Annotated in this window: 19 protein-coding genes; 5 read left to right on the forward strand and 14 right to left on the reverse strand. The window is 46.0% G+C overall.

Features of this window, described 5'->3' with window-relative positions; genetic code table 11:
• Positions 1-11: 11 nt before the first annotated feature.
• A complete protein-coding gene (locus C943_RS00540) occupies positions 12-3074 on the reverse strand; it encodes a PVC-type heme-binding CxxCH protein (RefSeq protein WP_008623314.1) in 3063 nt (1020 codons plus the stop codon).
• Between the two features lie 235 nt (positions 3075-3309).
• Positions 3310-3522 carry a hypothetical protein gene (locus C943_RS00550; RefSeq protein WP_008623316.1) on the reverse strand — a complete coding sequence of 71 codons (213 nt, stop codon included), beginning with the start codon at positions 3520-3522 and terminating at the stop codon, positions 3310-3312.
• 432 nt (positions 3523-3954) lie between these two features.
• Between C943_RS00550 and C943_RS00555 the strand changes: the two genes are divergently transcribed.
• On the forward strand, positions 3955-4929 hold the full coding sequence (locus tag C943_RS00555; RefSeq protein ID WP_081610428.1) for a 3-keto-disaccharide hydrolase: 975 nt from the start codon (positions 3955-3957) through the stop codon (positions 4927-4929).
• Between the two features lie 84 nt (positions 4930-5013).
• Here the strand turns inward: C943_RS00555 and C943_RS00560 are convergent, their stop codons facing one another.
• Both C943_RS00560 and C943_RS00565 read right to left on the reverse strand, forming a co-directional pair.
• The gene (locus tag C943_RS00560; protein ID WP_008623320.1) at positions 5014-5256 is read right to left on the reverse strand and encodes a VF530 family protein; all 243 of its coding nucleotides are present in this window, start codon (positions 5254-5256) and stop codon (positions 5014-5016) included.
• Between the two features lie 4 nt (positions 5257-5260).
• Entirely contained in the window at positions 5261-7135 is a 1875-nt protein-coding gene (locus tag C943_RS00565; protein ID WP_157198370.1) for a hypothetical protein, read from the reverse strand.
• 289 nt (positions 7136-7424) lie between these two features.
• Between C943_RS00565 and C943_RS00570 the strand changes: the two genes are divergently transcribed.
• Positions 7425-7640 (forward strand): FeoA family protein, encoded by a 216-nt coding sequence (locus C943_RS00570; protein WP_040478376.1) that lies wholly within the window; start codon positions 7425-7427, stop codon positions 7638-7640.
• Between the two features lie 3 nt (positions 7641-7643).
• Entirely contained in the window at positions 7644-9761 is a 2118-nt protein-coding gene (feoB, locus tag C943_RS00575; protein ID WP_008623324.1) for a ferrous iron transport protein B, read from the forward strand.
• A gap of 156 nt (positions 9762-9917) precedes the next feature.
• On the opposite strand, the gene C943_RS22170 is transcribed toward feoB, so the two are convergent.
• From C943_RS22170 to C943_RS00620, 10 genes are all read right to left on the reverse strand, one after another.
• Positions 9918-10109 (reverse strand): hypothetical protein, encoded by a 192-nt coding sequence (locus C943_RS22170; RefSeq protein WP_008623326.1) that lies wholly within the window; start codon positions 10107-10109, stop codon positions 9918-9920.
• A gap of 189 nt (positions 10110-10298) precedes the next feature.
• Positions 10299-10601 (reverse strand): hypothetical protein, encoded by a 303-nt coding sequence (locus C943_RS00580; protein WP_040478475.1) that lies wholly within the window; start codon positions 10599-10601, stop codon positions 10299-10301.
• An 87-nt stretch (positions 10602-10688) separates the two neighbouring features.
• Entirely contained in the window at positions 10689-11147 is a 459-nt protein-coding gene (locus C943_RS22325; protein WP_008623330.1) for a hypothetical protein, read from the reverse strand.
• Positions 11148-11747: 600 nt separating this feature from the next.
• Positions 11748-12287: a TetR/AcrR family transcriptional regulator gene (locus C943_RS00590; RefSeq protein ID WP_040478378.1), complete on the reverse strand. Its 540-nt coding sequence runs from the start codon at positions 12285-12287 to the stop codon at positions 11748-11750.
• 120 nt (positions 12288-12407) lie between these two features.
• Entirely contained in the window at positions 12408-13484 is a 1077-nt protein-coding gene (locus C943_RS00595) for a hypothetical protein (protein WP_008623332.1), read from the reverse strand.
• Between the two features lie 143 nt (positions 13485-13627).
• Positions 13628-14437, reverse strand: coding sequence for a carbonic anhydrase family protein (locus C943_RS00600; RefSeq protein ID WP_008623333.1), 810 nt, complete (start codon positions 14435-14437; stop codon positions 13628-13630).
• 14 nt (positions 14438-14451) lie between these two features.
• Positions 14452-15588 carry a DcaP family trimeric outer membrane transporter gene (locus C943_RS00605; protein WP_040478380.1) on the reverse strand — a complete coding sequence of 379 codons (1137 nt, stop codon included), beginning with the start codon at positions 15586-15588 and terminating at the stop codon, positions 14452-14454.
• Positions 15589-15794: 206 nt separating this feature from the next.
• A complete protein-coding gene (locus C943_RS00610; protein WP_008623336.1) occupies positions 15795-16274 on the reverse strand; it encodes a hypothetical protein in 480 nt (159 codons plus the stop codon).
• Between the two features lie 315 nt (positions 16275-16589).
• Positions 16590-18884: a translocation and assembly module lipoprotein TamL gene (gene tamL / locus C943_RS00615; protein ID WP_008623338.1), complete on the reverse strand. Its 2295-nt coding sequence runs from the start codon at positions 18882-18884 to the stop codon at positions 16590-16592.
• Positions 18881-23866 carry a translocation/assembly module TamB domain-containing protein gene (locus C943_RS00620; protein WP_051069454.1) on the reverse strand — a complete coding sequence of 1662 codons (4986 nt, stop codon included), beginning with the start codon at positions 23864-23866 and terminating at the stop codon, positions 18881-18883. The genes tamL and C943_RS00620 overlap by 4 nt, the downstream gene beginning before the upstream one ends.
• Positions 23867-24218: 352 nt before the next feature.
• On the opposite strand from C943_RS00620, the gene C943_RS00625 reads away from it, so the two are divergent.
• Positions 24219-24401, forward strand: a complete 183-nt coding sequence (locus tag C943_RS00625; protein ID WP_157198371.1) for a hypothetical protein — start codon at positions 24219-24221, stop codon at positions 24399-24401.
• Between the two features lie 89 nt (positions 24402-24490).
• Entirely contained in the window at positions 24491-24940 is a 450-nt protein-coding gene (locus C943_RS00630; RefSeq protein WP_008623342.1) for a GNAT family N-acetyltransferase, read from the forward strand.
• The last annotated feature ends 63 nt before the right edge of the window (positions 24941-25003 follow it).

The raw sequence follows: 25003 nt of genomic DNA on the forward strand, positions 1-25003 counted from the left end.
TGGATCTTCAACTATTTGGTTTTGAGCAAATAAGTAAGCAAGGCATCAAACTCGGATTCGGTCAATACTGCGTGGAAATTGTCTGGCATCAAAGTGGATTTGGATGGGCTCATCTCCTTCACTTCATTTTTCGCAACCGAAAATTCCTTCCCAGTCTGATCTGCGAAAACAGTGGTTTCACCTTGCTCCCTTCTGAAAAGACCTGTCATAGTCTGTCCATTTTTCAATGAAATATGATAGGTTCTAAAATTCTCTGTGATATTGCGGTTCGGGTCCAGAATCTTTGTCGCTAAAGACTCTTTGCCCCAATTCCCAATCCCATCCAACTGGGGCCCGATCAGTCCCCCCTTTCCGGCAATCTGATGGCACTGTCCACAGTGCTGTTGAAACACCTTCGAACCGGGATTGAGCATTTCCTCCCTGGGTTCAAATCGGGCCAGCCGCGCATCGATCAATTTCTGTCGCTCTTCCGATACGGGGATCAAATTGGCCGTCAGTGATTCGAAAAGAGCCTTTTGGTCAGGGGAAATCTGGTTCAACATGGCTTCGCTTACATTTCTCGCCAACAGTATCCGCGCAGGGGCCTCACCTGCTTTGATTCTGTCCATCAACATAGTCTTGCCCTTGGGATTTTTGGCAAGGGATCCGGCAATTGTCTCCTGCAGCTCGGGAGGGGAGTTTTTCAATCCATCCGCCAATAAATTCCTGGCGGCATCATTGTCCCAAATCGACAGGATCGCGACCAATTTCCGTCGGAAGGATACGGCCTCATTGACGTTTTTGAAATAATCGCCAACCACCTTGCTATGGTTAACTGGCGCAATTGTCATCAGGGCTTTGGCTGCCTCCGCGCGTACGTCCTCATCGTTTGAAGCATTGGTCAAAAGTGCCGTTAATGAAGGGATTTGGTCCGCCATCTTAAAGCGACCGGCTGTTTGTGTCGCAAAAAGCAAAGGATCCTTTAGTGATTCTTCTGTTCGCTTTCCGTTTGCCGAGGTCTTCAGGATTTCCACTGCCAAATCCTTGTACCAAGTTTCAAAACCCGTTGGCGACTGATATCCGCCCTGGGTAAATCCCCGATCCAATGCAGCGGCCAAAGCGTGGGCGTCCTTCCTGTTGTCTTTTGCGACCCCCTTTGCCCAGTCCAGCAGTTCCGGTCTTTTTGCTGCCGGCAAACTCCTAGCCATCGCCTCGGCAAAACCAACGTTGCGCTCCATGGCGCTTTCATATCGCTTCGCATGGGCCAGAATAAACCCAGCAGCTTGGGGGCTTGGGATATCCGACAAAACCAAAGCCAGCAGGGTCTCCTGCTCCTTCGGCCAAGGTTTGTTGACGGCAAGTTTCAATATCTCTGGCATTTGCAAATGATGGAAAAGGGCCATTTTGACGGTGTATGCCAAGTGGGTATCGTAGTCAGGGATTCCCTCATGGATTTCAACCAAGCGTTGATAGCTGTCCATTCCCGGATGACGGCTGAGAAACTCTGCACTTGCCCGCTGGATATGCGGATCAGGATCGGCTAAATCGGTCACCGCTTTTGCCCTCAATTTGGGATCGGGGCTTGGATACTCTGCCAAAAGCCTATAGGCATGCATGCGCACTCCCCTGTCCGGATTGCCTAGGGCGCCAAACAGAATGTCCCTATTCATGGCTCCCAAACGATACAACGCCCAGTTGACCTGGATGCGCTGCGCTTGGGGAATTGACGGATTGTTTGCAAGTGCCAACAAATCAGTAACGGCCACCTGCCCGATTCGGTCAACCAATTCATCCGTGGCTATCATCCGTTGATGCAAAATCGGACCCGCAAGCCCATCCAACAACTCGTCTTTCGTAGCCTTTGACCAATCAGTGATGGGTCTTTGGTTTCCTTTGTAGGTGATTTTCCAAATCCTGCCGCTTATCCTATCCCTACCCGGATGGTCCAGCGCAACCTCGTAGTGGCCAATGATCCGGTTGTAAAAATCAGCGATGTACATCGCCCCGTCCGGACCGATCTTGATATCAACAGGCCTGAACCAAGGGTCTTTGCTTACCAAAAAATCCTCCTGCCGCGTGGCCCTCGGTGTACTTCCCTGGAATTCCATCGTATTGCGGCTGATGCGGCAAGTCACCACATCACCTGAATAAAAGCTATGACGGTACTTTTCCGGAAATTGGTCGTCGGTATAGTAAACCAACCCAGAGAGCGCCGTGGAATTCAATCCATAATCCATCATCTCCGGTGCAAATCCCATATGGGGAGTTTTCTTGCCCCATTGGGTATAGTTGCCTCCCCAAATCAATTGGTACACAGGCATGGTATGACAATCGGCTGAGTAGTGGTAGCCCAATTCATCATAATCAGACCCAAAAGGATTGATACGGCCGTCGGTGGTTTTCTCTGCCCTACTCCCATCGGGACGGAACCGGAAGGTATTTCCCGAGACCATCTTGATGGTGTCGCCGTCCTTTCCGGCGACCTTCGACACATTGGAAAATCCGTGGGAGGCATGTATCCAACCATCAAATCCCCTAAATAAATTATTGACCATGCCATGCGTGTCCTTGTGCTCAAATGGCCCAAGCAAGACTTCCCTTCTGTCTGCGATATCATCTCCATTGTCATCCCAAAATCGATATACATGGGGAATGCTGTAGGCGATTAGGCCATTTTTTACGGGCTGCAAGCCAATGGGAATATTCAGATCCTCTGCGATATGCGTAATCTTGTCCGCCTTCCCGTCTCCATTTGTGTCCTCTAAAACGGAAATGCGGTCCTTGCCCTCGCCGGGCTCTGCCGCAAAGGGGTACTCAAACGACTGGCTCACCCATAGCCTCCCCTTTTCGTCAAACTCCATGTTGATGGGCTTTCCAATCATCGGTTCAGAGGCAAAAAGCGTGACCTCAAATCCCGGTGGCAAAACAAAATCAGCCATTTCTTCCTCCGGGGTCTGATACTCCGAACTCCGAATGTGCTCTGCATAAATGTCTCCTTCGGGTTCGGAGATAACTTTCGTTTCCTTTTCCGATCGGGTACAGGAGATGGAAAAGCAACAAATGGCAATAAATGCCAAGATGGTTTTCTGGTTCATTTGGGTCGAGTGTCAGTGGTTATCTTAAACTTAACCGATTGAACCTGAGAATGCAAAATGCCAAAAAAGTATTTTGCGAGCGGTTATCCGTTCATCAAACCAAGGCTGAAAAAATCAACTGTCATCAGCAAATCCACATTAGCAGATGGAATTTGGATAAAAAAACCAAACCGGTACAGATGGAATTTTTCGATCCCACCCGTACCGGTACCAGAAAGCAAACGTCAGAAATCTTTTAGGCAACTGCCTTCTTGCCTTCCGTCAAAATGGACTTCCAATAAAAATAGACGAAGCCAAACTGTGGAACTGCGAGCAAAGTGGCGTTTGCCATGAAGGCTCCTTCATGGAGACCGATTTGAATTCCAAGGATTCTGTAAACAGTCAGAATGCCCAAGACCATTACCAAAGCAAACAGATTTGCCTTGATCAATCTTTTCTTGTTTTTCATAATGGATAAAAAGCGTGGGTGATTAATTACTAGGTGATTATGAACACAACGAACTCGATCCTAGGCATCGAACTATTGGATTCTTATCCTAAGATGAGGGAAAAAAATGGAAATCCAAACCCCCAATCAGGACCAAAACCTCTCCGTTCCAAGCGCTTTTCCCCCTTGTTTGATCGGATGAAAATTACACAAAACAGAATTTGAAACTTGTTCCAAGCATTCTGCACTTCGCACAAAATTCACTTAGAAGACGCCCCGAAAAAAAATTTTCAATTTTTTTCACAATTTTTTCCGGCATGGTTCCCTGATTGGCATTCTGGGCAAAAGTCTCTATTGCCTTTCAAAAAACCACCCGCTACCGCTGGCATCAATGGGGTTTTGAATCTTTGGTTCAATTCCATAATTTGAATCACAATAAAACACGCATCCGAAATGAGATACAGCCCTTTTTCCAAATCCATCAGTTTTGTGATCGCCATTTTGATGGCCTATAGTTTTCACCTCCCTATTACCCTTGGCAATCATGACAGGGCAATAGCCAATCAGGCTGATTTGATTGGCACTTGGGACATCACCTTGGACATGAATGGAAAGCCCGCCCCTTCGTGGCTCGAAGTAAAACTTTCGGGCATCCGTACCTTGGTGGGACATTTTGTCGGAAACGACGGAAGCGCGAGACCGATCTCAAAGGTGACCTTTGACAATGGGAAATTTGGATTCAGCATCCCTCCTCAATGGCAAATGGCCAACAACGACTTGGTATTGGAAGGAGAGTTGGTTGATGGAAAAATCAAGGGGACGATTACTTATCCCGACCAAAAGAAATACAGCTTTGTCGGCGAGCGTGCCCCAAGGTTGGTCCGAGACAAAGCCCCCAAGTGGGGTAAATCCATCGCGCTCTTCAACGGTAAAGACCTGGCCGGCTGGCATGCCGACAAAACCCAAAACCAATGGACTGTCAAGGACGGAGTTCTCTCAAGTCCAAAAAGTGGCGCAAATCTGATCTCAGACGCAAAGTTTGAGGACTTCAAATTGATCGTAGAGTTCCGCTACCCAGAGGGAAGCAATAGCGGTATTTACCTACGCGGCCGCTACGAAGTCCAAATCGAGGACAGTAAAACCGACTATCCTTCATCTGTCTATTTCGGAGGTATTTACGGTTTCCTTACACCCAATGAAATGGTCAAAAAATCCCCGGGCGAATGGCAAAAATTTGAAATTACTCTTATTGGAAGACGCGTTACAATCGTTGCAAACGGCAAAACGATCATCTGCGACCAAATCATACCGGGCATCACGGGCGGTGCATTGGATAGCCAAGAAGGACTTCCAGGGCCGATCATGATTCAGGGCGACCATGGCCCGGTTGAATTCAGGAAGATAGAATTGATACCCGGCACGTATTGATTTGTTGCTGCCAAGAGACGGGACGGTCGCAAAGGCCGTCCCTTTCCATTTCTTCCCCAGACCTACTTTTTGGCGAAGAAAACGTCACTGATCTGTGTCTTTGCGCTGTTTTTGTTGGGTTGATCTGATGTAAAGTTCCTCCACTTTTTTCCTTGCCCATTCCGTCTTTCGAAGAAACTTCAGGCTGGAATTGATCGACGGGTCGTGGGTGAAGCAGCGGATCGGAATCTTCTCCCCAAGCTTGGCCCATCCATACCTGTTGACGAGGTGTTCCAAAATATCGACAAGTCTCACGCCGTGAAGAGGATTGTTCGGTTGGGTATCCATAGGGTTACAATTCTACGGATTTTTGCTTGGAAATGGTTGATTCTGGAGTCGCTCTCTTCGCCGAATCAGGGTTTTCGTTACCTCCCTGGCTCAATACAAGTATTTGTTTGGCCGCCGTAAAATTGCTGCTTTCAAAATAAACATTCTTGTCCTCATCGACTATTCCCAGATAAATCAACTGCTGTCCAGCCAAAAGCCTCGTAAGTTCTTTTCGATCATTCACCAAATTATGGGGAATATGCTTGCCAATTTCCAACAAATTGAACTCCACACCTTCTGGAAATGCCAACTCTTCAAACAGTCGATCCAGGTTCTTTTGAAACGAAATCTGGGCAATATATCGCGCTGACAGTTTATGTGATAACACCGTATTGAACTTGAGGTGATAATGGCTGAGCAAATTTTCTGTCACCGGATCGCCGAGGATGGTAACGATTTTTTTGAGAAAATCATCGTTTTCCCCTTCTTTTGAAACCAGCCACATGGTGAGTCTAAATCCAGTTTCATCGTCCAAGTTGACGACAATGTTCTCAAAATTTGAAGACTTGAGTCGCTGTAGAAATTTGTCTGCGAAGTATTCTTCTTGATTATCAAAAACGAAATGTGCCTCCTTAAGTGCACGCATACTTTGAACATCTATGAAATCGTCAATATTGCCCAGTGGATTATGATTGCCAATGACACAAATCTGCTTGGCGACCGACTCCGTAGGCGGAATAATATCATCCAACCTCTCTAATTTGAACGAATCATCAGAAGGTCTAAAAACGATTCGGTTGACCTTGGTTGTCAAAAACAACAGCCAATCGCTCGAAGTAAGATTTTGGCCAAACGGACAAAGCCGCATACGGTATTCACCTGCTTGGTTGATGCCGGAATACCCGAGCAAAGTGCCTCCCTCAAAACCAAAATAAAGCTCCTCAAATGACTTGCCCACCAATTCCAACCCAAAAACCTGTGGATTGACAAAATGGATCGTGGAACCATCAAAGGCCATTACCTCAAAGAACACCTTGTAGAAGACTATATCTACCTTTCCCCTCGCTAGAATACTCCCTATCACGTCACCCGGTGTGATAACAGTAAACAGTGCTTGGGACATCTTCTGGGCAATCACCCTCGAGTCTGCATTATTGGACAATTCTATTGAACATTTGACGGGCTTCCTTGACGCCTTTCGCTCCTCCAAGTGCTTCCGGTATTGCTGATTGTTCACCAGAGTCGTCAGAATTTTCAGGTTGATGTTATCCGCAAAAAAATGACTCTGTGCCCCGTCGGGAAGGAGGATGACTAGAGAAAGTGCTTCAAAAACCGATATCCGTTCAAATGTCTTGAAATTCATCAAATCACCCTGCCGGACAAAGATGTCAAGGTTTTTCCAGCGTTTGGGATCCATCTGGTTACGGAAATTGGCTACGGTATCTATATCGGAAAACAAGAGTACAATCTCCTCAGTCGCGCTACGTTCCTTTGCACGGATATCGAGTTGGTCCAAAATTAAGGGCAGTTTCACGTTGTAATTGACAAAGATCATGTGCCCACTTCGTACAAAACCCAGCGATCCACTTCTGATATTTTCGATGTATTTGACTAAAGCGGCTGACAAAACAGAAATGATAAAGGAAAAAAGCACCATTCCAAGCAACACCTGGAGCAATCCGACCACAAGTTGCAAAGGACCCTTTGCTTCCGAATAATAAGCCGGATCCGCAAAAATCATATAGGCCAGCCGAAGGCTTAGAAAAGGAGCCATCATGAAAATCAATACAGCCGAAGTGATGAATATTGCGACCAGTTGGACCCAAACGGGCGCCAATGCAAACCGCTCAGCGGTCGGCAGTCTGCGCAGTTTTTTCCAAGCTCCTTTAATCTGATCCAAAATTTTCAAAATCGTAGAAAGGGTTTAAAAATCGAATATAACAATCCTGAGGGACTATTTCAGATACAGGCACCAAAGGTTTTGTCACCTTTGGAATTTTCCAATTCAAAATCCGAATCCACTGTTGTCCCCTGATTCAGATTTTTCGAATTGCCCAAACTTATGATGCAAATCATATGATTTTTATCAAGAACCAATCTAAATAAATTGGTTAATCTGGCAAGAGGGATTAAATTGCGCAGGCAAATCCGGAGAGGGCAGTACCTTGTATTTCTCCCGGAACCCAAATATGACGGCAGCAGAAATTACCCCGAATAGTATATTCACCATCGATCGCATCCAAGACTCTCCCCTTTCTGTGAATTTCCTTGAAATTGGGCTGATTCCGGGCAAGTCGATTCAATTCCTCCACCAAGCCCCTTTCCATGGACCGATAGCGTTTCAGGTGGGCGAAAATATCTTGGCAATCAGGGAGCAGGAAGCCCAATTGATCCTCGTCAAATAGCCCATGGAAACAAGCCTCCAGACCCGCACCAAGACGATCGCCATCATTGGAAACCCCAATGTCGGAAAGTCCAGTATCTTTAACCAATTGACTGGCCTCAACCAGAAAATTGGAAATTATCCCGGGGTGACGGTTGACAAAACCGTCGGCCATATTAAAGTCGGATTCAAGGCTTTTGACATCATCGATCTTCCCGGGACCTATTCGCTCTACCCAAAATCGGAGGATGAAGTGATAGCGCACCGTGTATTGAACGGCATGGGTGTAGAAAAACCGGATTATGTTTTGGTCATTTTGGATGCCTGCAACCTAGAACGGAGCCTGCTCCTGGGAACCCAAGTGCTGGATTTGGGAATTCCTATGGCGTTCATCATCAACATGAAGGATTTGGCCGAGAAAAAGGGAATCCAAATCAAAACCCATGAGCTTTATAAGCAGCTGGGGGTGCCGATGGTGATCACCGACGCGAGAAACAACGAGGGCATGGATGCCATCAAGGCGCTCATCGTGGAAGAACGATTTGAAATAGGAAAGCCTTTTGTGGATGCAAGGGCACTTGCTCCACAAAAGCTCCTTGAAGCGGTCCAACAAGATTTTCTATTCAGAAATGAATACCAAGCTTTTCAATTGTTGGTATTTGGTTCTTGGGACAACAACCTTTCCCGAGAGGAGAGAAGCCGACTGGAATCGTTTGCGAGATCGCACGGATTTGACCCCAAAAAGAGTCAACTAAACGAAACCGAAGTCCGAAACCAAAAGATACAATCCCTCCTCAGCGCGACGAGCTCCAGGACCAAGCCCCAAAGTAAATCGCTGACATTCAAATTGGATAGAGTATTCCTGCATCCAATCCTCGGATATTTGGTATTCCTATCAATCATGTTGCTCATTTTTCAGGCGATTTTTGCTTGGGCAAGCGTGCCTATGGATATGATCGACGCAGGCTTTGCCTGGGCTGGTACTTGGATCAGTGAAAATCTACCCACGGGAGTATTGACGGATCTATTGGCTGAAGGCATCGTACCCGGTATCGGAGGGGTAGTGATTTTCATTCCCCAGATCGCATTGCTTTTCGGTTTTTTGGCATTTCTGGAGGATACCGGATATTTATCGCGGGTAGTATTCTTGATGGACCGTATCATGCGGCCGTTTGGATTACATGGCAAAAGCGTCGTTCCCTTGATTTCAGGCATGGCATGCGCGATACCGGGGGTTATGGCTACACGAACCATCAGCAATACGAAAGAACGCCTAATCACGATCTTGGTGACTCCTTGGATGAGTTGCTCAGCAAGGCTCCCCGTCTATGTTATTTTGATAGGATTGACTGTTCCTGATGATCAATTTTGGGGATTCAATCTTCAGGCGATCGCATTGCTCGCAATGTATCTTCTCGGTACAGTCGGCACACTGTTGGGTGCCTTTGTTTTGAAAGGAATCATCAAGGGAAAAGAACTGAGCTACCTTTTGACAGAATTGCCAATATACAGGTTGCCACGCTGGAAAGCAGTAGCCATGACTATGTATAACAAGTCAAAGGTATTTGTTCTGGAAGCAGGCAAGGTCATTCTCTCTATCTCGATTGTACTTTGGGTATTGGCATCCTATGGTCCGCCATCTCGCATGGACGCTTTGGAAGCAGAAAAGGAAACCCTCCTCTCCAGCAGTCCAGAATCCGAATGGGAGGAAATCGAGGCGCGTATTGAAGCCCAAAAACTTGAGAATTCATTTATTGGGATTCTGGGCAAAGGCATCGAACCAGTCATAAAGCCGCTTGGATATGATTGGAAAATCGGGATTGCACTGCTTACTTCATTTGCAGCCCGGGAGGTTTTTGTCGGTACGATCGCGACGATCTATAGTATCGGCAACGCGGATGATGAATTGACCATCATGGAAAGACTGGCACAAGAAACCAACCCCCAAACGGGTGAAAAAGTCTTCAACCTTGCGACAGGTTTTTCGCTCATGGTATTCTATGCTTTTGCGATGCAATGCATGAGTACACTTGCTGTTGTATATCGGGAGACCAAAACTTGGAAATGGCCGATCCTGCAGGGAATAGGAATGACGGCTATCGCTTACCTACTGGCATTAATCACCTATCAAATCCTCTCTTAAAATGTGGCAGGAAATCATCGTATTCGGCTTGTTCGCTACGGTATTGGGGACTTGGGCATGGAGAAAAATTTCACCCAAGCCGAAGGCTAAGAGCAACTGTGGCTGCGATAAATGCGGCAGCTAGAAGATGGCTTTTAAACCCCCGAAACCCTACATCTACCTTCTCTGAAGCACGGTAAACGGTAGCATCAGCAGGTTCCTGACAAATGAGAAAGAAAGGTCAATCGCAAATCCCAACAACCTGAACGGAAGCAGAATCAGCCAAATAATTGGGTATAGTATTATTGCCAAGAGTGCGAGCGGCCAACATAGCACCAACAAGATCATCCAAAGAAGAAAGCTTACCATCGGGATTGATTGTTTTTCGAATTCAGATCAATCCCTGTTCCAAAACAAAAAAACCACGAAAGGCAACCGTATTTGCATTTTTCGCTTTCTACGATGTTCAAATGGTGACGCCAAACTGAACGAAAGTGAACAGACTGAACGGAACAAAAACAACCAATACCAAATTGGAACAAAGACCCGCGCAACGTGTCAGTGATGCCTTAACTTCTCAATCATTTCATCCGCCAGCGGGTCGCTGTAAATGCCGTAGGCATTGACCAGAAGGCCTTTGAGTCTGTATTTGTCGGAGGAAATGGCATAGAGAATCGATTGGTCATCCGGGTCGGTCATCACGTCAAAGCGATAGACCTTGTCGATTTCAAACTCATCGTGGAATATCTTGAATTGTCCCTGCCTGCACTCCAGACAATTTTGTTTCAGGTTAAAATCCTCCACGTAGCCTTGCTTCCTGAGTCCGTCAATCGCCTGCGAAAGTGTATCGAAGTTCTCCATTTCCAGATTTTTTTCTTTCAATATCACCAAATACAGTTTGAAAATCAAGTATTTACAAAAATATCAATCAGATAAACCTGCTATGGGTCAGGCACTCAGGCTCACATTTAGTTGCCGTCCTTCTTGAGCTGCTTTCCTGTCCATCGCCATCCCGATCGCCATCCCGATGGGCATTCCGATCGGCAACCCAATTGCCAAAAACGCCATATTTCCCAGCGCCGCTCCGATTGCTACACCTAGCGGAAGACCAAAAGCGGACATCCCCAAGACCATCCACAAGGTCTGATAGTAGGTCTTGGGAACCAACTTGAGTTCCTTCTCCAGCAAGCGGACGATACTAGATTGGGATTTAAAAAGCTTCTTTTGCAACTCCCCAGTCTCCATCACATTCAGCGCCTCTATCCTTTCCGCGATCCTTTGATAAATGTGTGGTGGAATGTTCCGTTTTTCGATTTCATCGAGCAGATGTTGGAAAACAAGCATTTGCTTTGAAAACTTCGATTGTGCTGTGATTTCAGGTCTAAGTTTGAGTTTCAATGCCTGCATATAGATATCGTGTAGCGTTATGTCTGATAAAAGATTTCGAATATAATCAGGAAAACCCCCATCCAAATGAAGGAAGTAAGACGGAAAAACACAAAACAGAAAAGCTCTTGAATTGATAAAATTCGCGACAACTGAGGGCGTAGCGAAACCATTTACCGAAACACTTCTTTGATTTTTTGACCCATTATTACATAAACGCAAAAAGCGCAGCTAGGGACTGCGCTTATTAACGTGGTTCGGTAGGTTGTATGGTGCCCGCAAGACCCATAAATGTAACGAATTGCTCTGAATCCAAAGCACGCCATTAGATATTTTTATGATTCTTATCACCAATATTTAGTCGTTAAGACCAATTTCCCTACAACCCGCGAACGAGATTGAATGTGTTCTTGCCCCAAAGCCTAAAAAAAAACGCCCCCATCAGGGGACGTTTTTAATCGCTTGAACTTAAACTCGTTCACACTTTTACTTTTTAACCTTTACCTGATTTCTGGAACGTGAAAAGGACAAGCAAGGTTTTCTCAATTTCAAGTCTCCTGCAATCTGGTTACTTGATCGACGACCGTCGGCAAAAAGGGTGCGGCCGAATAAAGGAAATGATCACTTATCCAACTGTGCCAGAAATAGCTTGACTTCGTCAACTATCTGTCGAACAGTTGTTGCGGAATAATTCTTTGGGCTAATACGGCTGTAAAAAGTGTCGCGTACCAAATCAAATAGCTTGAAGGCTGGGTCTGGGGGCAGTTGGATTTCCTTCGCCCAAAGTCTCAAAATCTCACAGTCAACTACAGCATTGATCTCAATAAAGGTTTTCCTAAACACCACGTTATCAGCATTCTTGTTTAGTTGTCTGTGAAACAGTATGATCTCTTTCTCTGCCACAAGAAGGTCGATGAACTCAGGATCAAAATTGTCCAACTTCTTGATTTCTGCTACATATCTCTGCGCATGTTCTAAATGAAGCTTTATCAACTCACTCATAAAAATTTCCTTGTCCACAAAAAAATGGTAGAAACTGGATTTGTTGACGCCCAGAATCCTTGCCAATCTTTCCACCTGTATTCCCTCGGGACCTTCATCCGAGAAGATCTTATAACCCACATGCAGCCATCCCTGCATTGTTTTTTTGGAAAAAGCCATTATTCCAGCATTGTAAGGTTTGAGTGTTTCGATCAAAAAGTGAAAAATAATCACTTTTCCGCAACACTACATGGGCATATTGTCAGGAAAACAAAAAAAATCATCGGATTCCCAAAATGTCTAGAACAAGGTCGACACGACCCTTGAAAGGATTTCGGAAAGTGGAATCTCGATCATGATGACGAAGATGAATGGCACGAGTGTCAGGGCCCAAAGGGGGAAGAGGTCTCGGACTTGAAAAGGGACTGCCCTTAAATTGAGCACATTGTCCATCATGGCATTGAAATCGGACAGGGAAGCGATGTAGGCAATCTTTTCGTCTTCCATAGGCTTGGACTCGGCGCCAAGCGACGGAGGCAACTCGGCCTTTTGGTAGACAAATTTGATCTGATCATACATGCTGAAAATGCTCCGTTCCTTTAGTGATACCAATTTTCGGGAAAAAACGAAAAGCGGGTAAGTAAAAAACAGACTTATCAAAATGACATACGCCAAAAGCGGTAAACGAAAATCTACCAACTTCATGCTGTCGACCAACATCAAGTCGGCAACATTGCCCGCCAAAGCTACTGATACCGCGAATGTAAAGGGCGCAAAATAGGATACGCTGAAAGCCAAAAAGCCTAAACCTCCAACCCTATCCGCATGAAATGGAGACAATCTCAAGTCGAGGTTTGAAATCCGCGCCAAAATCCTCCCCCAAACAAACACCCTCAATATCCACCTGTAAATAAAAAACAATGTAAGCGGCCTGCTTACAAATACGGCCCATTTTCCGACCGTGTTTAACCCGATCTCTCCGTTTACCTCCTCCAATTGCCAGCTAGAAAGCGATGTGTAATTGACCTCAAAATAAAAAATTGCGGCCACTTGGATATAGCAGATCACAACGATTCCGAAATATGTCCATGAATTTTGGAGAAAACCGATCTTTCGCTTCACCAGGTTCCAATATTCCTCGATCCGGTGTTCCGGAATGAGACCGCCGTCGTGAAACTGAAGCAACGTCTTCTTCAGCCTAAAATTGATCATTGGCTCTATGAGAATCAATATGGGAAGCGAAACCAGGAATCTAGTTTGGGCTTCAAGCGAAGTGATAAAGGAATCATGGAAATGGCCAGTCCAAAAATTTCCATAGACCAAGGAAAGCACCGCCAGCGGCAACCAACAAACGAAAAATGCCAATGCTACCTTCACGATGAGAAATTTCCTCTCAGAGTATCTCAGATGAAGGCGGTCTAGTAGCTTTTCAAATTGATGGTCGCCAAATGAAAGTGAATCCACGGTTGCAGAGTTTAATTCTGTATGTTACTTCTACTTGTGTCGTCGAAAACACGCTTCTATTTTGTCAAAACGGCCCTGCCGTATAATGCCTGTACATGCCTTGCATTGTTGCCTTCCACTTTATTGATGGCTTCGATTTGTGCTGAAGACGCTTCATATACATGTTTTGCAATGTACCATCTCACCGATTCGGTATAGGGAGGCGTGGTCAGGGAGCCTTTGTAATGGTAATAATTTCCCAGAGCGGTGGTTGGGATTGTACCCACCAAGTCGGCAATCTTTACCGTTCCCGGCTTGAGTTCAGCGGTTTCATGTTCCTGTTTTGGAATGGCAGCAAGGAAATCGTTGATAAACTTGCTTTCCTTTCCTTCCTTAAAGAGAATCCCAATCACAAGGTATTGAGGAACAGCGTTTTTATCTTCATTTGGAAGTAGATTAACAATGTGCATTTCCATGGGATAGGTAATCCCGTCAATCTGATGCTCGGAGGGAGTATGAAAGTGAAATTGCTTGAAATTGAAAGTAGTATCATCGACTGTAATCGTGCTCCCCTCTGCAAAATCCAGCTGGACGGTATGCCCGAGATTTTCGACCTTATTGATTTCATCTTTGAAATCTAAGGTGATCAAATGTCTCCCTTCCTCTCCTGTGCTGGCTGATTGAATGTTGATGGGAGACTGGCAAAGCCCGTGTTCAAGTCCCGGCAAAGCATACCCCATGGTTCGCTTCCCTTGGGCGTCGGGGGCTGTATTTTCGATTTCATTAGCCTCGGTCGTTTCAGTCGTCTCGGTCGCGGGCTTTGGAGAGCATGCAAACCAACCGAGAAATGCACCCAGAATCAATGTTGGAAAAACTGTCGTTTTCATAGTACGGAAAGTTTTTATTTTTTGGAATGGTTGAATTTGTACGTAGCGTTCATCTGTAGACGGAGTGCAGAACCGGTACTGCCATCGATATTTGTCCTTTGTCCAGCCAATGCTTCCCATCCAAAGCTCAAGTTCTGCACGGCATCCCAGAAAATATTCGCAGACCCATAAAAACTGCTTTTGTAATCCGACGGCTTGAGGTTTGGATTGTCCGCCACTCCCAACCAGCCAGCGGTTAGAGACGAATGTATGTGCTTGGCCCAAAAATGTTGGTAGGAAATATTTGCTCCTGTCATGTGGAGTGATTCCATTTCGGGGGTACCGTTGAAGATCGCATCATAATTGAGATTGACTGCTCCCTGTATGTAGCGCGCAATACCGTTTCCCGTCACGCCCTGAAATTTCAATCTATCCGAGTCGCCGATTTTCAATGCAGACAGGATTGTAAAACCATATCCAAAAACACTTCTTGATTGATCGCTCTCATACCGCACCTCGCGGAAGAGTGCGGCGCCCTTTACAAAGCCGAAATCTCCATTGACCCTGTAAGAACCAATAATGTCGGGAAACCGCTCAGGCAATGCTGTGATGTTGCCGCCCAAAGTGATCTTCTCAATTGGGTTTTCAAAAGAAATCGCGAGCCTATTTTTTGATCTGTAAGTCGCAAACATAATTTGGGGTGTCCTCGCCAGCGTGGAACTATTGGGACCTTCAAAATCAACTGCGATTGGGTTGGCATCAATATCGAAAAAGTTACTCCAATCCATTCCGATCATGGCGAATTTGTATTTTACCAAAGCATGCCGCATCCGGAATATTCCTGTCGCATCAGAGGCATCGTTGTGGAAATCGCCTTCAAGTTTGATAAATAGCTCTTCGTTACCCACGGTCTGATGGAAATCGATGCCGATTCTCGTCTGTTTGGCACCTATAAAGAAATTTGGATTCCTTGGCTGCCCAACTTTGATGTTGGCCGGAACGAAAAGGTCACTACGACCTAGGTCTTGGTTGTCCCATACAAAGTTGGTACGCCCAAAACCGTACAAGTTAAACCAATTGCTTTTTGGCTTATTTTCCTGGGCAAAACCACTTGTTGCAAACAACACATTGAATAGAATAACAAAGCTCACCCTAACGGTTTTGGCTTTCATAGGCTATCAAATCACAGGTTGAGAAAAAGATCTTCAGTAAAAATTTCGGCATTGCCCCAGGCGGGGTTGATGAAATCAAATCGTAATGTCCGTCAGACACAAATCCCGATCTCTGCACATAACGATGTTAAAATGAACAGTCCTTTTACTTGAAAACCCGCCTTAGGACAAAACGGGTTTTCAAGAATGCTCATTTCCGGAAGCTATTAGTCAAGTTCGCCAATGAACGGAAGTGACCCTAGGATTGCAGCCCTGATTTCGCTCAGGATATACTCCTCGATTTGATAAAATTGCGCAGCAACCTTTGACCCAGATGCTTTTCTGATCTTTTTATAATAAGTATCGATCAGTTTGTCATTCTTGCTTCTTAAGGAATTCATGTTTGCTACAACCTTATCGAAATCAGCGTCCTGCATGTTGCTGTACACCTTTGCATAGTCTTCAATTGCCTTGATGCGTTCGGCTCCCAACGCTTTTCTTTGGGTCTCATACTCGTCATAGAGAACCCAAAATGGGTCGCTTGGCGGCAGGTTTAGAAACCCTGCAACAGCCTGTTTCTTTTCCATGCCAAAAATGGATTGGATAAACTCGACCTCTTCCTTGTTGGATTGGGCATTGGCCTCATTTGACAGTGAAAAATTGGCGAAAATCAGCACAAGAGTTGCCGCGAAAATTAACTTCTTCATAGTTATTGATTGATTTGATTGAAAATATTTTGAGAAATCAAATGTAAGCTAATTTCCTACCATTAGTCCGTGGAATAGCCATATTTTGTACTCCGATTTAACCGTTAATCAACTGGTGCAAGCCGAAGGCTAGATTTAAAAATAACCGAAAATCAGATTGGGATTTAGACGTTTCCGTCCAATTCCAGCTTTTTTGATTTTGATCAAGGGACGATGGAAATCAACCGGAATTTGCTACCATAGTCGCCAATCTAGGTTGCCAATATTTTCCTTCAAAAAACTCCCCGATACAAAAACTCGAATTTAGGAAAAAGACTAGAATGGATAACCGATAGCAAAATTGAGGACCATATTTTCTCTGCGCCAAGCGCTATCAAAAACATTAAAATCGGAAAGCCAGCGGTCATCTTCCGGCAGCCAAGGTTTACGGACAGGAAAGGCCAAATCAAAACGCAATACAAACAATTGAATATCGACCCTTAATCCCAATCCTGCACCAACACCAAGCTCCTTTGCCCAGTCTTTTGAAAACTGTCCGCCAGGCAGGGCCTCGTTGTCATTCCACAACCATATGTTACCAGCATCGGCAAAGAATGCGCCCTTCAAGTATTTGTTAATAGGAAAGCGCAATTCCACATTTCCTTCCATTCTGATATCACCCGCCTGGTCAAAAAAACCGCTTGTGTTGGCTGCTTCGGGAATATAAGTACCGGGACCCAAGGCACGTATCCTGAATGCCCGGACTGAGTTGGGACCGCCAGCGAAAAACTGCTTAACAAATGGAAGCGAGACCGAACGCCCCAATGGCACACCCAAGCCACCGTATAAGCGGCTGGCGAACACTACTTCTTTTGAAAACTTGTGGAAAAACCGCAGGTCCACGTCCCCTTTGACGTATTGGGCATACTCCAAGCCAAAAATAAAGCCGGGGGTATTGCTGTTTGTCAGCTCATTGACGAGTCCAAATCCATTCCCTGCCAAATCCAACGATGCGGCAAAAAAGATCGGATTCCGCCTTTCTTTGTCCACGAGTTGGTTGTAGTTAAAGGTGTAATTCATCCCGGCGATGAACTGCTGCTCAAAGCTTCGGCGCAAAAAGGGATTCTGTTCCAAAATCTCATCAAACTCAGGCGTCGTGCTTCTGAGGTTGACGACGCTCAAACTAATGGGATTGAATTCGTGCAACACATATCGATTGACATTCCAGAAATAACCAAAAGACGCATTGTAGGTGTTGATCAGGTATAGGTCGGTGCGCTTCTGATATTCCAAACCAAGAGATACCCTTGTTTTTGGAATGGAAAACTTGAATCTGTCCGTAACCGAACCCGGGAAAATCACCCTCGGAAAAATCAAAGATGCGTTAAACCCGAGTTCGATTGACTGCTGCGCTTCCCGCTCTCCCGAGAGGATCTGCTGCTCATAGCCCAATTTCCCAGTGAGCTGGAAGATTTCCCCTCCTTTGAAAATGTTGCGATTTTGGTAATTCAGTATCAAGGCTGGCCCAACAAAGCTGTTGGACTTGGTTACTCCTTGGATCTCGGCACGCAGGGCCCGTTTGTTGAGTGGGGAAAGTAGGATTCGGGCGTTGAGCGGATAGGTACCATCCTCACTCCGTACCGAATCGGCTTCATCAAAAGAAATATTCACGTAGCGGAAATTGCCAATGGCGGAAAGCCTTCCCGAGGTGGTCCGTGAAATCTGTGGGTTGAACAAGGTGCCGTTTTTAAACAGGATATATTTCTCCAACAATTCCGGCCTGAAAAACAACTCGTCCTGAATAAAGTCTATGTCGTTGACAATCACGGTGTCGGCACTCGCTTTGTCCGCATTGATCGAATAATTCGGAAACACCTTGATGTCACGGATGGTGTAGGGGAATTTGGATTTCTCCGGGGCGTCACCCTTGAAGCGCAGGTACAAATCAAATCGCCGATCGGGATATTGGTTGGTGTCAGCCTCGAAGATCAAAAGGTCGGGGTTGAAGTTGTAGTAGCCCATGGCCTTGAGTTCCTGGTCAATGCGTGTCCGCTCCTCCTTAAGCAAGTCCAAATCCAGACGGGTACCCTTTACCATCTCAGTGTTTGCGAGGTTGCGGTGGATCACCTGCATGACTTCCAAGGAATCCTGCAGCAGTTGGTAAGTCTCCAGCACATAAGGCTGACCCAAGGTGATATTGTAATGCACCGAAGCAAATTTCCCATTCTCAACAACGGCGTTGGAAGATTCTCCAAAAAAGTATCCCTTGTTTTCAAGCCGGTTCATGATTACGCCCAAAGTTCTATCCGGCTGAATATTGCTCAGGTAGACAGGCGCCTCTCCAAAACGCTTGTTGAGAAAGCGGTTGATAAATCCCGGCTTATCCTTCTGCCCCTTGTAGTGTGCCCAAAGTCCGAATCTCGTTCCCAGGAGTTTGCCGTTGGGTGAGGGCTTAATCAATGACTCGACTTCAGCCTGCAGGGTAGCTTTCTCCCTTTTTTCCAATGGAACTTCAAAATCCAAATTGTAACCGGTGTACAGTTTTTCTCCTTCGGGAATAAATTTCTTCACGCTACAGGAAAACTGGAGCAACAGGGCAAAAACGAATAGGATGGTTACCGTATTTCTCATTGTTCTTGCTTCTTGGTTTTTTTTCGTTCCTTCCTAGTTTCCCTGCGTTTCTTTTCCTCTTCTTCCAGCAGGGCTTCCTGCGCCGACTTTCGCCACAGGTCGATGAACTCATTGAACTCCTTATTGAAAATGAAGGATACCCCTGTGACGATCAATTGACCGTCTATGACGGATTCGAAAGTGTTTTTCCGGTAGGCCTTGGCCCGCCATTTGCCCCTGGTGTCAAGGAGATACTCGACGCTCACGTCCCCAAACATTGCCTCTCCTTGGTTGGTCTGTTGGTTACCGCCCTCGACGTCCATCTGCCCCCCTACGGATATTACCAAGCGATCATCGAAAAGCGATTGCTTCGCCGCTACGCTGAGCTGCGTCCGGTCCTCTCCTGTCCCGGACTGGAAATCCTGATAGGAATCCAAGTTGAAATCCACGGAGAAGCCCGAGTTGCCAAACAGCTTATCCGAAAGTGCATTAAGCTGACTGGAAAGCACTTGGCTAACGGATGACCTGGCCAAATTGACCGAGCCACCGCCCGAACCGTCATTGCCCATAACTGGGAAGAACTGATTCAGCACCAAGAGGGAAAACACCTGCTTGGTCAATTCGTCATCCTTCTCATTAATTTGCTGAATCGTGCCATAGACACTGCCGCCAAAAGCACCCCTTTCATTCTCTGCCATGTCAAGGGCAAAGGATATCTCTGGCTTCAGGATTTCTCCTTCGACATTCAGGTAAACCATGAATGGAAGTACCTGACGGAATTGGCTCCGCGTATCGTTGGTCGTTCCAGAAAGTTGGGCCTGCATCAGCTCGGCGGCAGAAGTCCGGACATTGTAAATAGCGCGAAGATCGAGCTTGGCCAGCATAGGTTCACCAGTCCAAACCACGGTACTTCCCTCCGCCAATTCAAAACGCCTGTTGACCAAACCAAACAGGTTCATCTCATAATGCCCGCTGCCGACTTGATATCGACCCGAGAGCGAGATATCCCCGTTAGGGTTCATCACCATATTCAAGTCTGCCTCTCCCTGCAGGCGCAGGTTATCCCCTGTCCTCTCGTCCACAATAAGGTTAAAAACTGTTTTGGGATCCACACGAAGGTTGGCATGGACATCATATCCCGTCAGGCCTTTAGTCCTAAAATCACCTTCCCGCTTGTAAAGGATGTCATATGGATCCTTTTGGTTGACAAAAAGTACCACGCCGGTCCGCTCGACCATGTCCACTTGGTCTTCGGGTACAATAAAGCTGATTTCGGTACCCTCGTTGACTTTCAATTGCATGTTGACCACGGGGAGATTGACCGTTCCTCCGATCTTCATGTCCAGATCAACTGTCGCATGGCCAAAAAACAAATCGCTGTCCTTGCGGGTCGAATTCATGACTTGGAATTCCTTCGTGTTTAGACTCAGGTCCAAGGAAGGATTGGTTGGATCGCTCGTGTCGATATTTCCGTCAATGACAAAAGCGTCCCCCACTTCGTCTTTGATGGTAAAATCATCGAATACAAACTTGGCATTGTCCATGCGGAAAACCTCATCCTGCATCGAGAAACGTGTATTCAATTCGGAGACCAATAGGCCTGCATCCTTGAACCGAAGCTCTCCCGCGTACCTTGGAGCCTGGATGGACCCATCGATCTTGATATCACCGGTGATAATTCCTTTTCCCTCACGAATGGCTGAATCCGTAAGGATTTCCAACAATGAAACCTGAAGGGCATTCAGGTTCACCCGGAGGTCAAGGTTTGTACTTACTGTATCCGCTGTGAGTGCACCCAATATATCGAGATCGATTTTTCCTTCTTTCAAGGCCAGGTTAAAATCATAGGATTTCAGACTACTCGCCTGCGCACCCAAATCCAAGCGTCCGAGTGGTACTGATAAGACCTCAAAATCCCTAATATCCATATCTGCAAGTAGACCCAGCTCCCTGAAAGGATCGATGCCTGCAATCTCACCATTCACGATTCCCTTAGCCAAAGGCTCATCTGGATTTAGAAAACCAATGAGCGTATTGATATCGTAGTTTTCGAACTCAAGCGCAATGTGTGGCTCGAGGATTTTGGGATCGTCGGTCAAAAAGCCAATACGTTGTGCTTCATTGGTAAAATTGAAATTCTGGATCGAAAGGTATTTCGGAGCGTATATGACCTCATTGTCGATGGGCGTTTTCCAGGGTTCCTTGTTAAATACCAATCCCTCCGATGTCACCCGCAGGGCCACCGTGTCTCCTTTGAATTCCAATTCAGCTGCTATTTGGTTATAAAGTGTTTCACCTTGTTTGGAAAAGAAAGACAATTCGCCATTACCCTGCCTGAAATCCGCCTCAAATCCCGTGAGATCCATGGAGATCGGGCTATATTCCAGTTTTTTGAAACCCAAATCAACTGCCAGCAAATCCCCTGTCCCTATAATTTCAACATCAAAGCTATCCAATCGTGCATCGAGGTACTGCGCCCACAGGAGTTCAACACTCGAGCGAAAATCCCGGCGCTTCGCATCGTAAGCCAAATCAATATGCACCGTGTCCATTCCCTGCAAATCAGGCAGGAATAGCTGGTCAAGAAAAGGTGTGGACCGGAAGTCGATTTTTGCTAATGCCTTGATATCCAATGTATCGACTTCATAAGCTTTGCCCAAAATCTGATACTCAAAATAGCGGGTAAGCGAAGGTGCTAATTGGGCCAATTCTCCCTCCACGTTCAGATTCCCCCAGAGAAAATCCGAAAGCAGCTTCACATCAGTTTCCAAAGTCGCTACACGGGCCTCAAGCCGGATATCGCCCATAGGGTATGACTTACGGTCAGTCTGAAAGGACCCCTCGCTTGTTTGGACCATCAGTCGCAAATCGTCCAGCAATCCCGAAACTTGTCCCTGAAGCTTGAATCCCATTTGGATATTTTGCTTGACAAGCCCCAAGGCATTCAGGTCCAGCATCTTGAGGTCCAACTCCATATCCATGGCGGGATTCAACGTGTCATACCGGATCGCGGCTCCCAATGCCACATCCAAAAAATCCTCGGCCAAAGCCAAAGTCAAATTGGCTAGGGTGTCTTTGGCATCAATGCGCAAAACCAAGTCGGATAAATCTTTTCCCTTGAATTCCAAACGCTCAAAAGCCACACCCAGCCTACCTTCCAAGTCATACAAGGTACTTCCCTTGCCAACAAGACTCGTCTCCATGGTGATAGGCGAAAAATCAGGGATTGATAATATCTTCCCAAAATCCAGGTCTACGACGCGCAGCTGGGAATTCAACTCGTAGATTCCACCATTGAGGAGTTTCCCTTCAAAAAACACATCTCCGTCACTGGTCTCCAAGGCGAGATCAGCCGTTCCTTTCTCAATATCCCCTACGACATTTGCGGTAAGGGAAATATCCTCGGGAATTTGAAAATCATATACATCCAAAAAAGGATCCAAGACTCGTCCTTTGGTACGAAATCTAAAATCCGGCGCGGAAACTTTGATTTTCTCTGGTTGCATCCACTGTACAATGCTCGTATTTCCGATATGAAGCGTGGTCTCACGCCCATAGCCCAAGTCAAATCTCGGGATCGAAATCCTGTTTTGGTTTCCGCTCACCTTTCCGGAAGCGCGGATGCCATTTTTCATAAACTCCTTGAAATAGCTGTCCCTCGCCAATTCGGGCGCAAAAAACAAGGCCTCAGCACCGCGTGTTTGGGCATTTTCCAGATCGATCGAAAACGCCGCCTTTTCGGGATTTTCGATCAAAGCGGCCAAAGATTGATAATCCAAGGAAAAGCTTCCCGCCAATCTTGATTCGTTGCTTTCTGCCCGCAAATCGTTCAAACTAAGCGAGCGGTCGTCCATTCCCAGATTGACGGAGAACCGCTGCAACTGTAACCCACTGCGTTCCTGGAAGGATATTCCATCCAAATTTCCCCGCAATTGTTGGTCTTTGAGATAAAGGTTATTCAGTCCGAGTTCGAGGTTGGATAGTTCGACGGCATCTGCATTAAAAAGACCGGGAACGAGACGAGGAGAACCCGAAGTGAATTTGATGTTTGAATTTTGAATCTCGAAACTCCCGACCTCGAGCCACCACTCAGGCCACGAAAAGGGCGCAGGTTCAGAACTGACTGATGCAGCCTGTGGCGGAGTTTGCTGATCCATCTGCAACGCGATGTCTGTGTCCTTTAGCAAAAAGGAACGGAGAAGGATTTTTTGGTCTTCAAGATTGGCCTCGGGAAGTGAAAGTTGAAGGGTACCGAGATCAACATTCGCCATAATGGCGTCTGGGACGGAATGATATTGGAATTTGGACTGCGTGACATCAAGTTTTTCAAGAACCACCATTGGTAAAGGAACAGCTTCTGTCGCTGTGTCTGGCTCGGAAGCTTGGTAAAAACGCTGGACGAAACTGATATCTGCCTTGTCGATCTCCGCCTTGCTGACAGCGAAATCCATCCGATTGAGGTCAAGTTTACCGATATCGAGTTGGACCCGGTTCCAGTTGGCCTTTAAATCCATCCCTCCCGCTCCATCGAAATAGGCAAACCGTACATCCCGAAGATCAATTGGACCAAGCTGGATATCAGGAAATGGACTTGGTTCCTTCTCGACTTTTGCCGTATCCGGACTGACAAAGGCCTCGATCAAAAAATCAAAATTGAACTTACCGGAAACACTGTCCACTGCAATATTGGCGTGTAGTCCTTCCAAATCTACCCGCGAAACATGGATGGACCCTTCTCGAATTAGCGGCATCAACGCAATGCCCGTTTCAAGTTCCTTGACATAGGCGAGCGTATCACCCTGATAATCATCTAAAAAAAGTCCCTCTAAATAAATATTTCCTCGAAACGTGATAAACAAATGATCTAAGGAAACTGTGGTGCCGGTTTTTCTGGAGACAAACTTGGTGGCCTTTTGAACGATAATTTCTTGACCCCAAGGACTTCTTATGAAAAAGAAAACGCCAATCAGCAACAGCAAGATTACTGCAAGACTGATTCCCAAGGTTTTGAAAAAAATGCGGATAAACTTTTTGATAATGGCTAATTTCTAAATCAGACGCTATTCAAATATACGTGATTCTGCCAACTGGCGAATCTTCGCAAGCTAGACTTTTTGTCGGCAGCAGGCGGTCACCAAAGGAGTGAATCAAAATTACTGATTGAATGATATCTGGGAAAATCCATGATTTGCCGCACTGCCGAATCAATCATTGGAAAAATACTCCATTAAGAAATTGTGAAGTTTTTAGCTTGGCATTCAGGTTCTTTCAAAAATATATTACTTTCCAATCAAGACGAAAATTCAAGTGATCGAGATATTTTTCAGTATCCTTTTTCTGCTAGTATCCTATTTTATGACCACACTAGCCTTGGTGCAGGGGTATATTCCGGGAACCAGTAAGATTGTGCAGGAAAAAGACGGCAAGGTGCGTCAGGTACTCCAATACGGAAAAATCCTGTTGATTAGCTTTGTGATTGCCAGCATCTTTTCCGGTTTGATGTTCTATTACTTTGTTTATCCCCTCTACTACCCTTGATAAAGTTTGGACAGTTCTTTTTCAGGAAGTCAATTTTTTTGGCCATTTTACCACCCTAAACTGATCTTTCACCAAGCCTAACATAACCAATGAAATACGTCATCAGACCCTGTGAAGAAAAGGACCTCCCCGCATTAGTCCAACTCTGTGCGGACCATGCCGCCTATGAAAGGGCGGAATACGATCCGGAGGGAAAAGCGGAAGGACTTCGCGAGGCAATTTTTCGCCCGAACAAAAGATTGAACTGCTGGATCGTGGATATTGAGGGAAAAGCTGAGGGTTTTGCCTCGTTCACATTCGACTTTTCGACTTGGGATGCAGCGCCGTTCTTGTATATGGATTGCCTGTATCTCAACGAGAATTGCCGCAGTATGGGTATCGGCGCGGATATCATGGAGCGCATCCGCAAAGTTGCCCGGGAAAAAAACTGTGTCAATATCCAATGGCAAACACCCGAATTCAATGCCCGCGCAATCAAGTTCTACGTCGGGCTTGGCGGAATAGGCAAGCAGAAAATGCGGTTTTTCTTGAAACCTTAAAGGCAAAAAAAAGCCCGACGGCTTTTTGAAACCTGTCGGGCCTTTTGATAAGCAGCCATAATT

This window comes from Mariniradius saccharolyticus AK6 (genome assembly GCF_000330725.2).
GTDB classification, from domain to species: Bacteria; Bacteroidota; Bacteroidia; order Cytophagales; family Cyclobacteriaceae; genus Mariniradius; species Mariniradius saccharolyticus.

Bases quoted from the DNA above. Each gene is read 5' to 3' on its own strand.
- C943_RS00590 (WP_040478378.1), bottom strand. From the start codon at position 12,287: ATGGCTTTTTCCAAAAAAACAATGCAGGGATGGCTGCATGTGGGTTAT.
- C943_RS00570 (WP_040478376.1), top strand. From the start codon at position 7,425: ATGACGGCAGCAGAAATTACCCCGAATAGTATATTCACCATCGATCGC.
- C943_RS00605 (WP_040478380.1), bottom strand. From the start codon at position 15,588: ATGAAAGCCAAAACCGTTAGGGTGAGCTTTGTTATTCTATTCAATGTG.
- feoB (WP_008623324.1), top strand. From the start codon at position 7,644: ATGGAAACAAGCCTCCAGACCCGCACCAAGACGATCGCCATCATTGGA.
- C943_RS22170 (WP_008623326.1), bottom strand. From the start codon at position 10,109: ATGGTAAGCTTTCTTCTTTGGATGATCTTGTTGGTGCTATGTTGGCCG.
- C943_RS00610 (WP_008623336.1), bottom strand. From the start codon at position 16,274: ATGAAGAAGTTAATTTTCGCGGCAACTCTTGTGCTGATTTTCGCCAAT.
- C943_RS00625 (WP_157198371.1), top strand. From the start codon at position 24,219: ATGACCACACTAGCCTTGGTGCAGGGGTATATTCCGGGAACCAGTAAG.
- C943_RS00540 (WP_008623314.1), bottom strand. From the start codon at position 3,074: ATGAACCAGAAAACCATCTTGGCATTTATTGCCATTTGTTGCTTTTCC.
- tamL (WP_008623338.1), bottom strand. From the start codon at position 18,884: ATGAGAAATACGGTAACCATCCTATTCGTTTTTGCCCTGTTGCTCCAG.
- C943_RS00630 (WP_008623342.1), top strand. From the start codon at position 24,491: ATGAAATACGTCATCAGACCCTGTGAAGAAAAGGACCTCCCCGCATTA.
- C943_RS00555 (WP_081610428.1), top strand. From the start codon at position 3,955: ATGAGATACAGCCCTTTTTCCAAATCCATCAGTTTTGTGATCGCCATT.
- C943_RS00560 (WP_008623320.1), bottom strand. From the start codon at position 5,256: ATGGATACCCAACCGAACAATCCTCTTCACGGCGTGAGACTTGTCGAT.
- C943_RS00550 (WP_008623316.1), bottom strand. From the start codon at position 3,522: ATGAAAAACAAGAAAAGATTGATCAAGGCAAATCTGTTTGCTTTGGTA.
- C943_RS00600 (WP_008623333.1), bottom strand. From the start codon at position 14,437: ATGAAAACGACAGTTTTTCCAACATTGATTCTGGGTGCATTTCTCGGT.
- C943_RS00580 (WP_040478475.1), bottom strand. From the start codon at position 10,601: ATGGAGAACTTCGATACACTTTCGCAGGCGATTGACGGACTCAGGAAG.
- C943_RS22325 (WP_008623330.1), bottom strand. From the start codon at position 11,147: ATGCAGGCATTGAAACTCAAACTTAGACCTGAAATCACAGCACAATCG.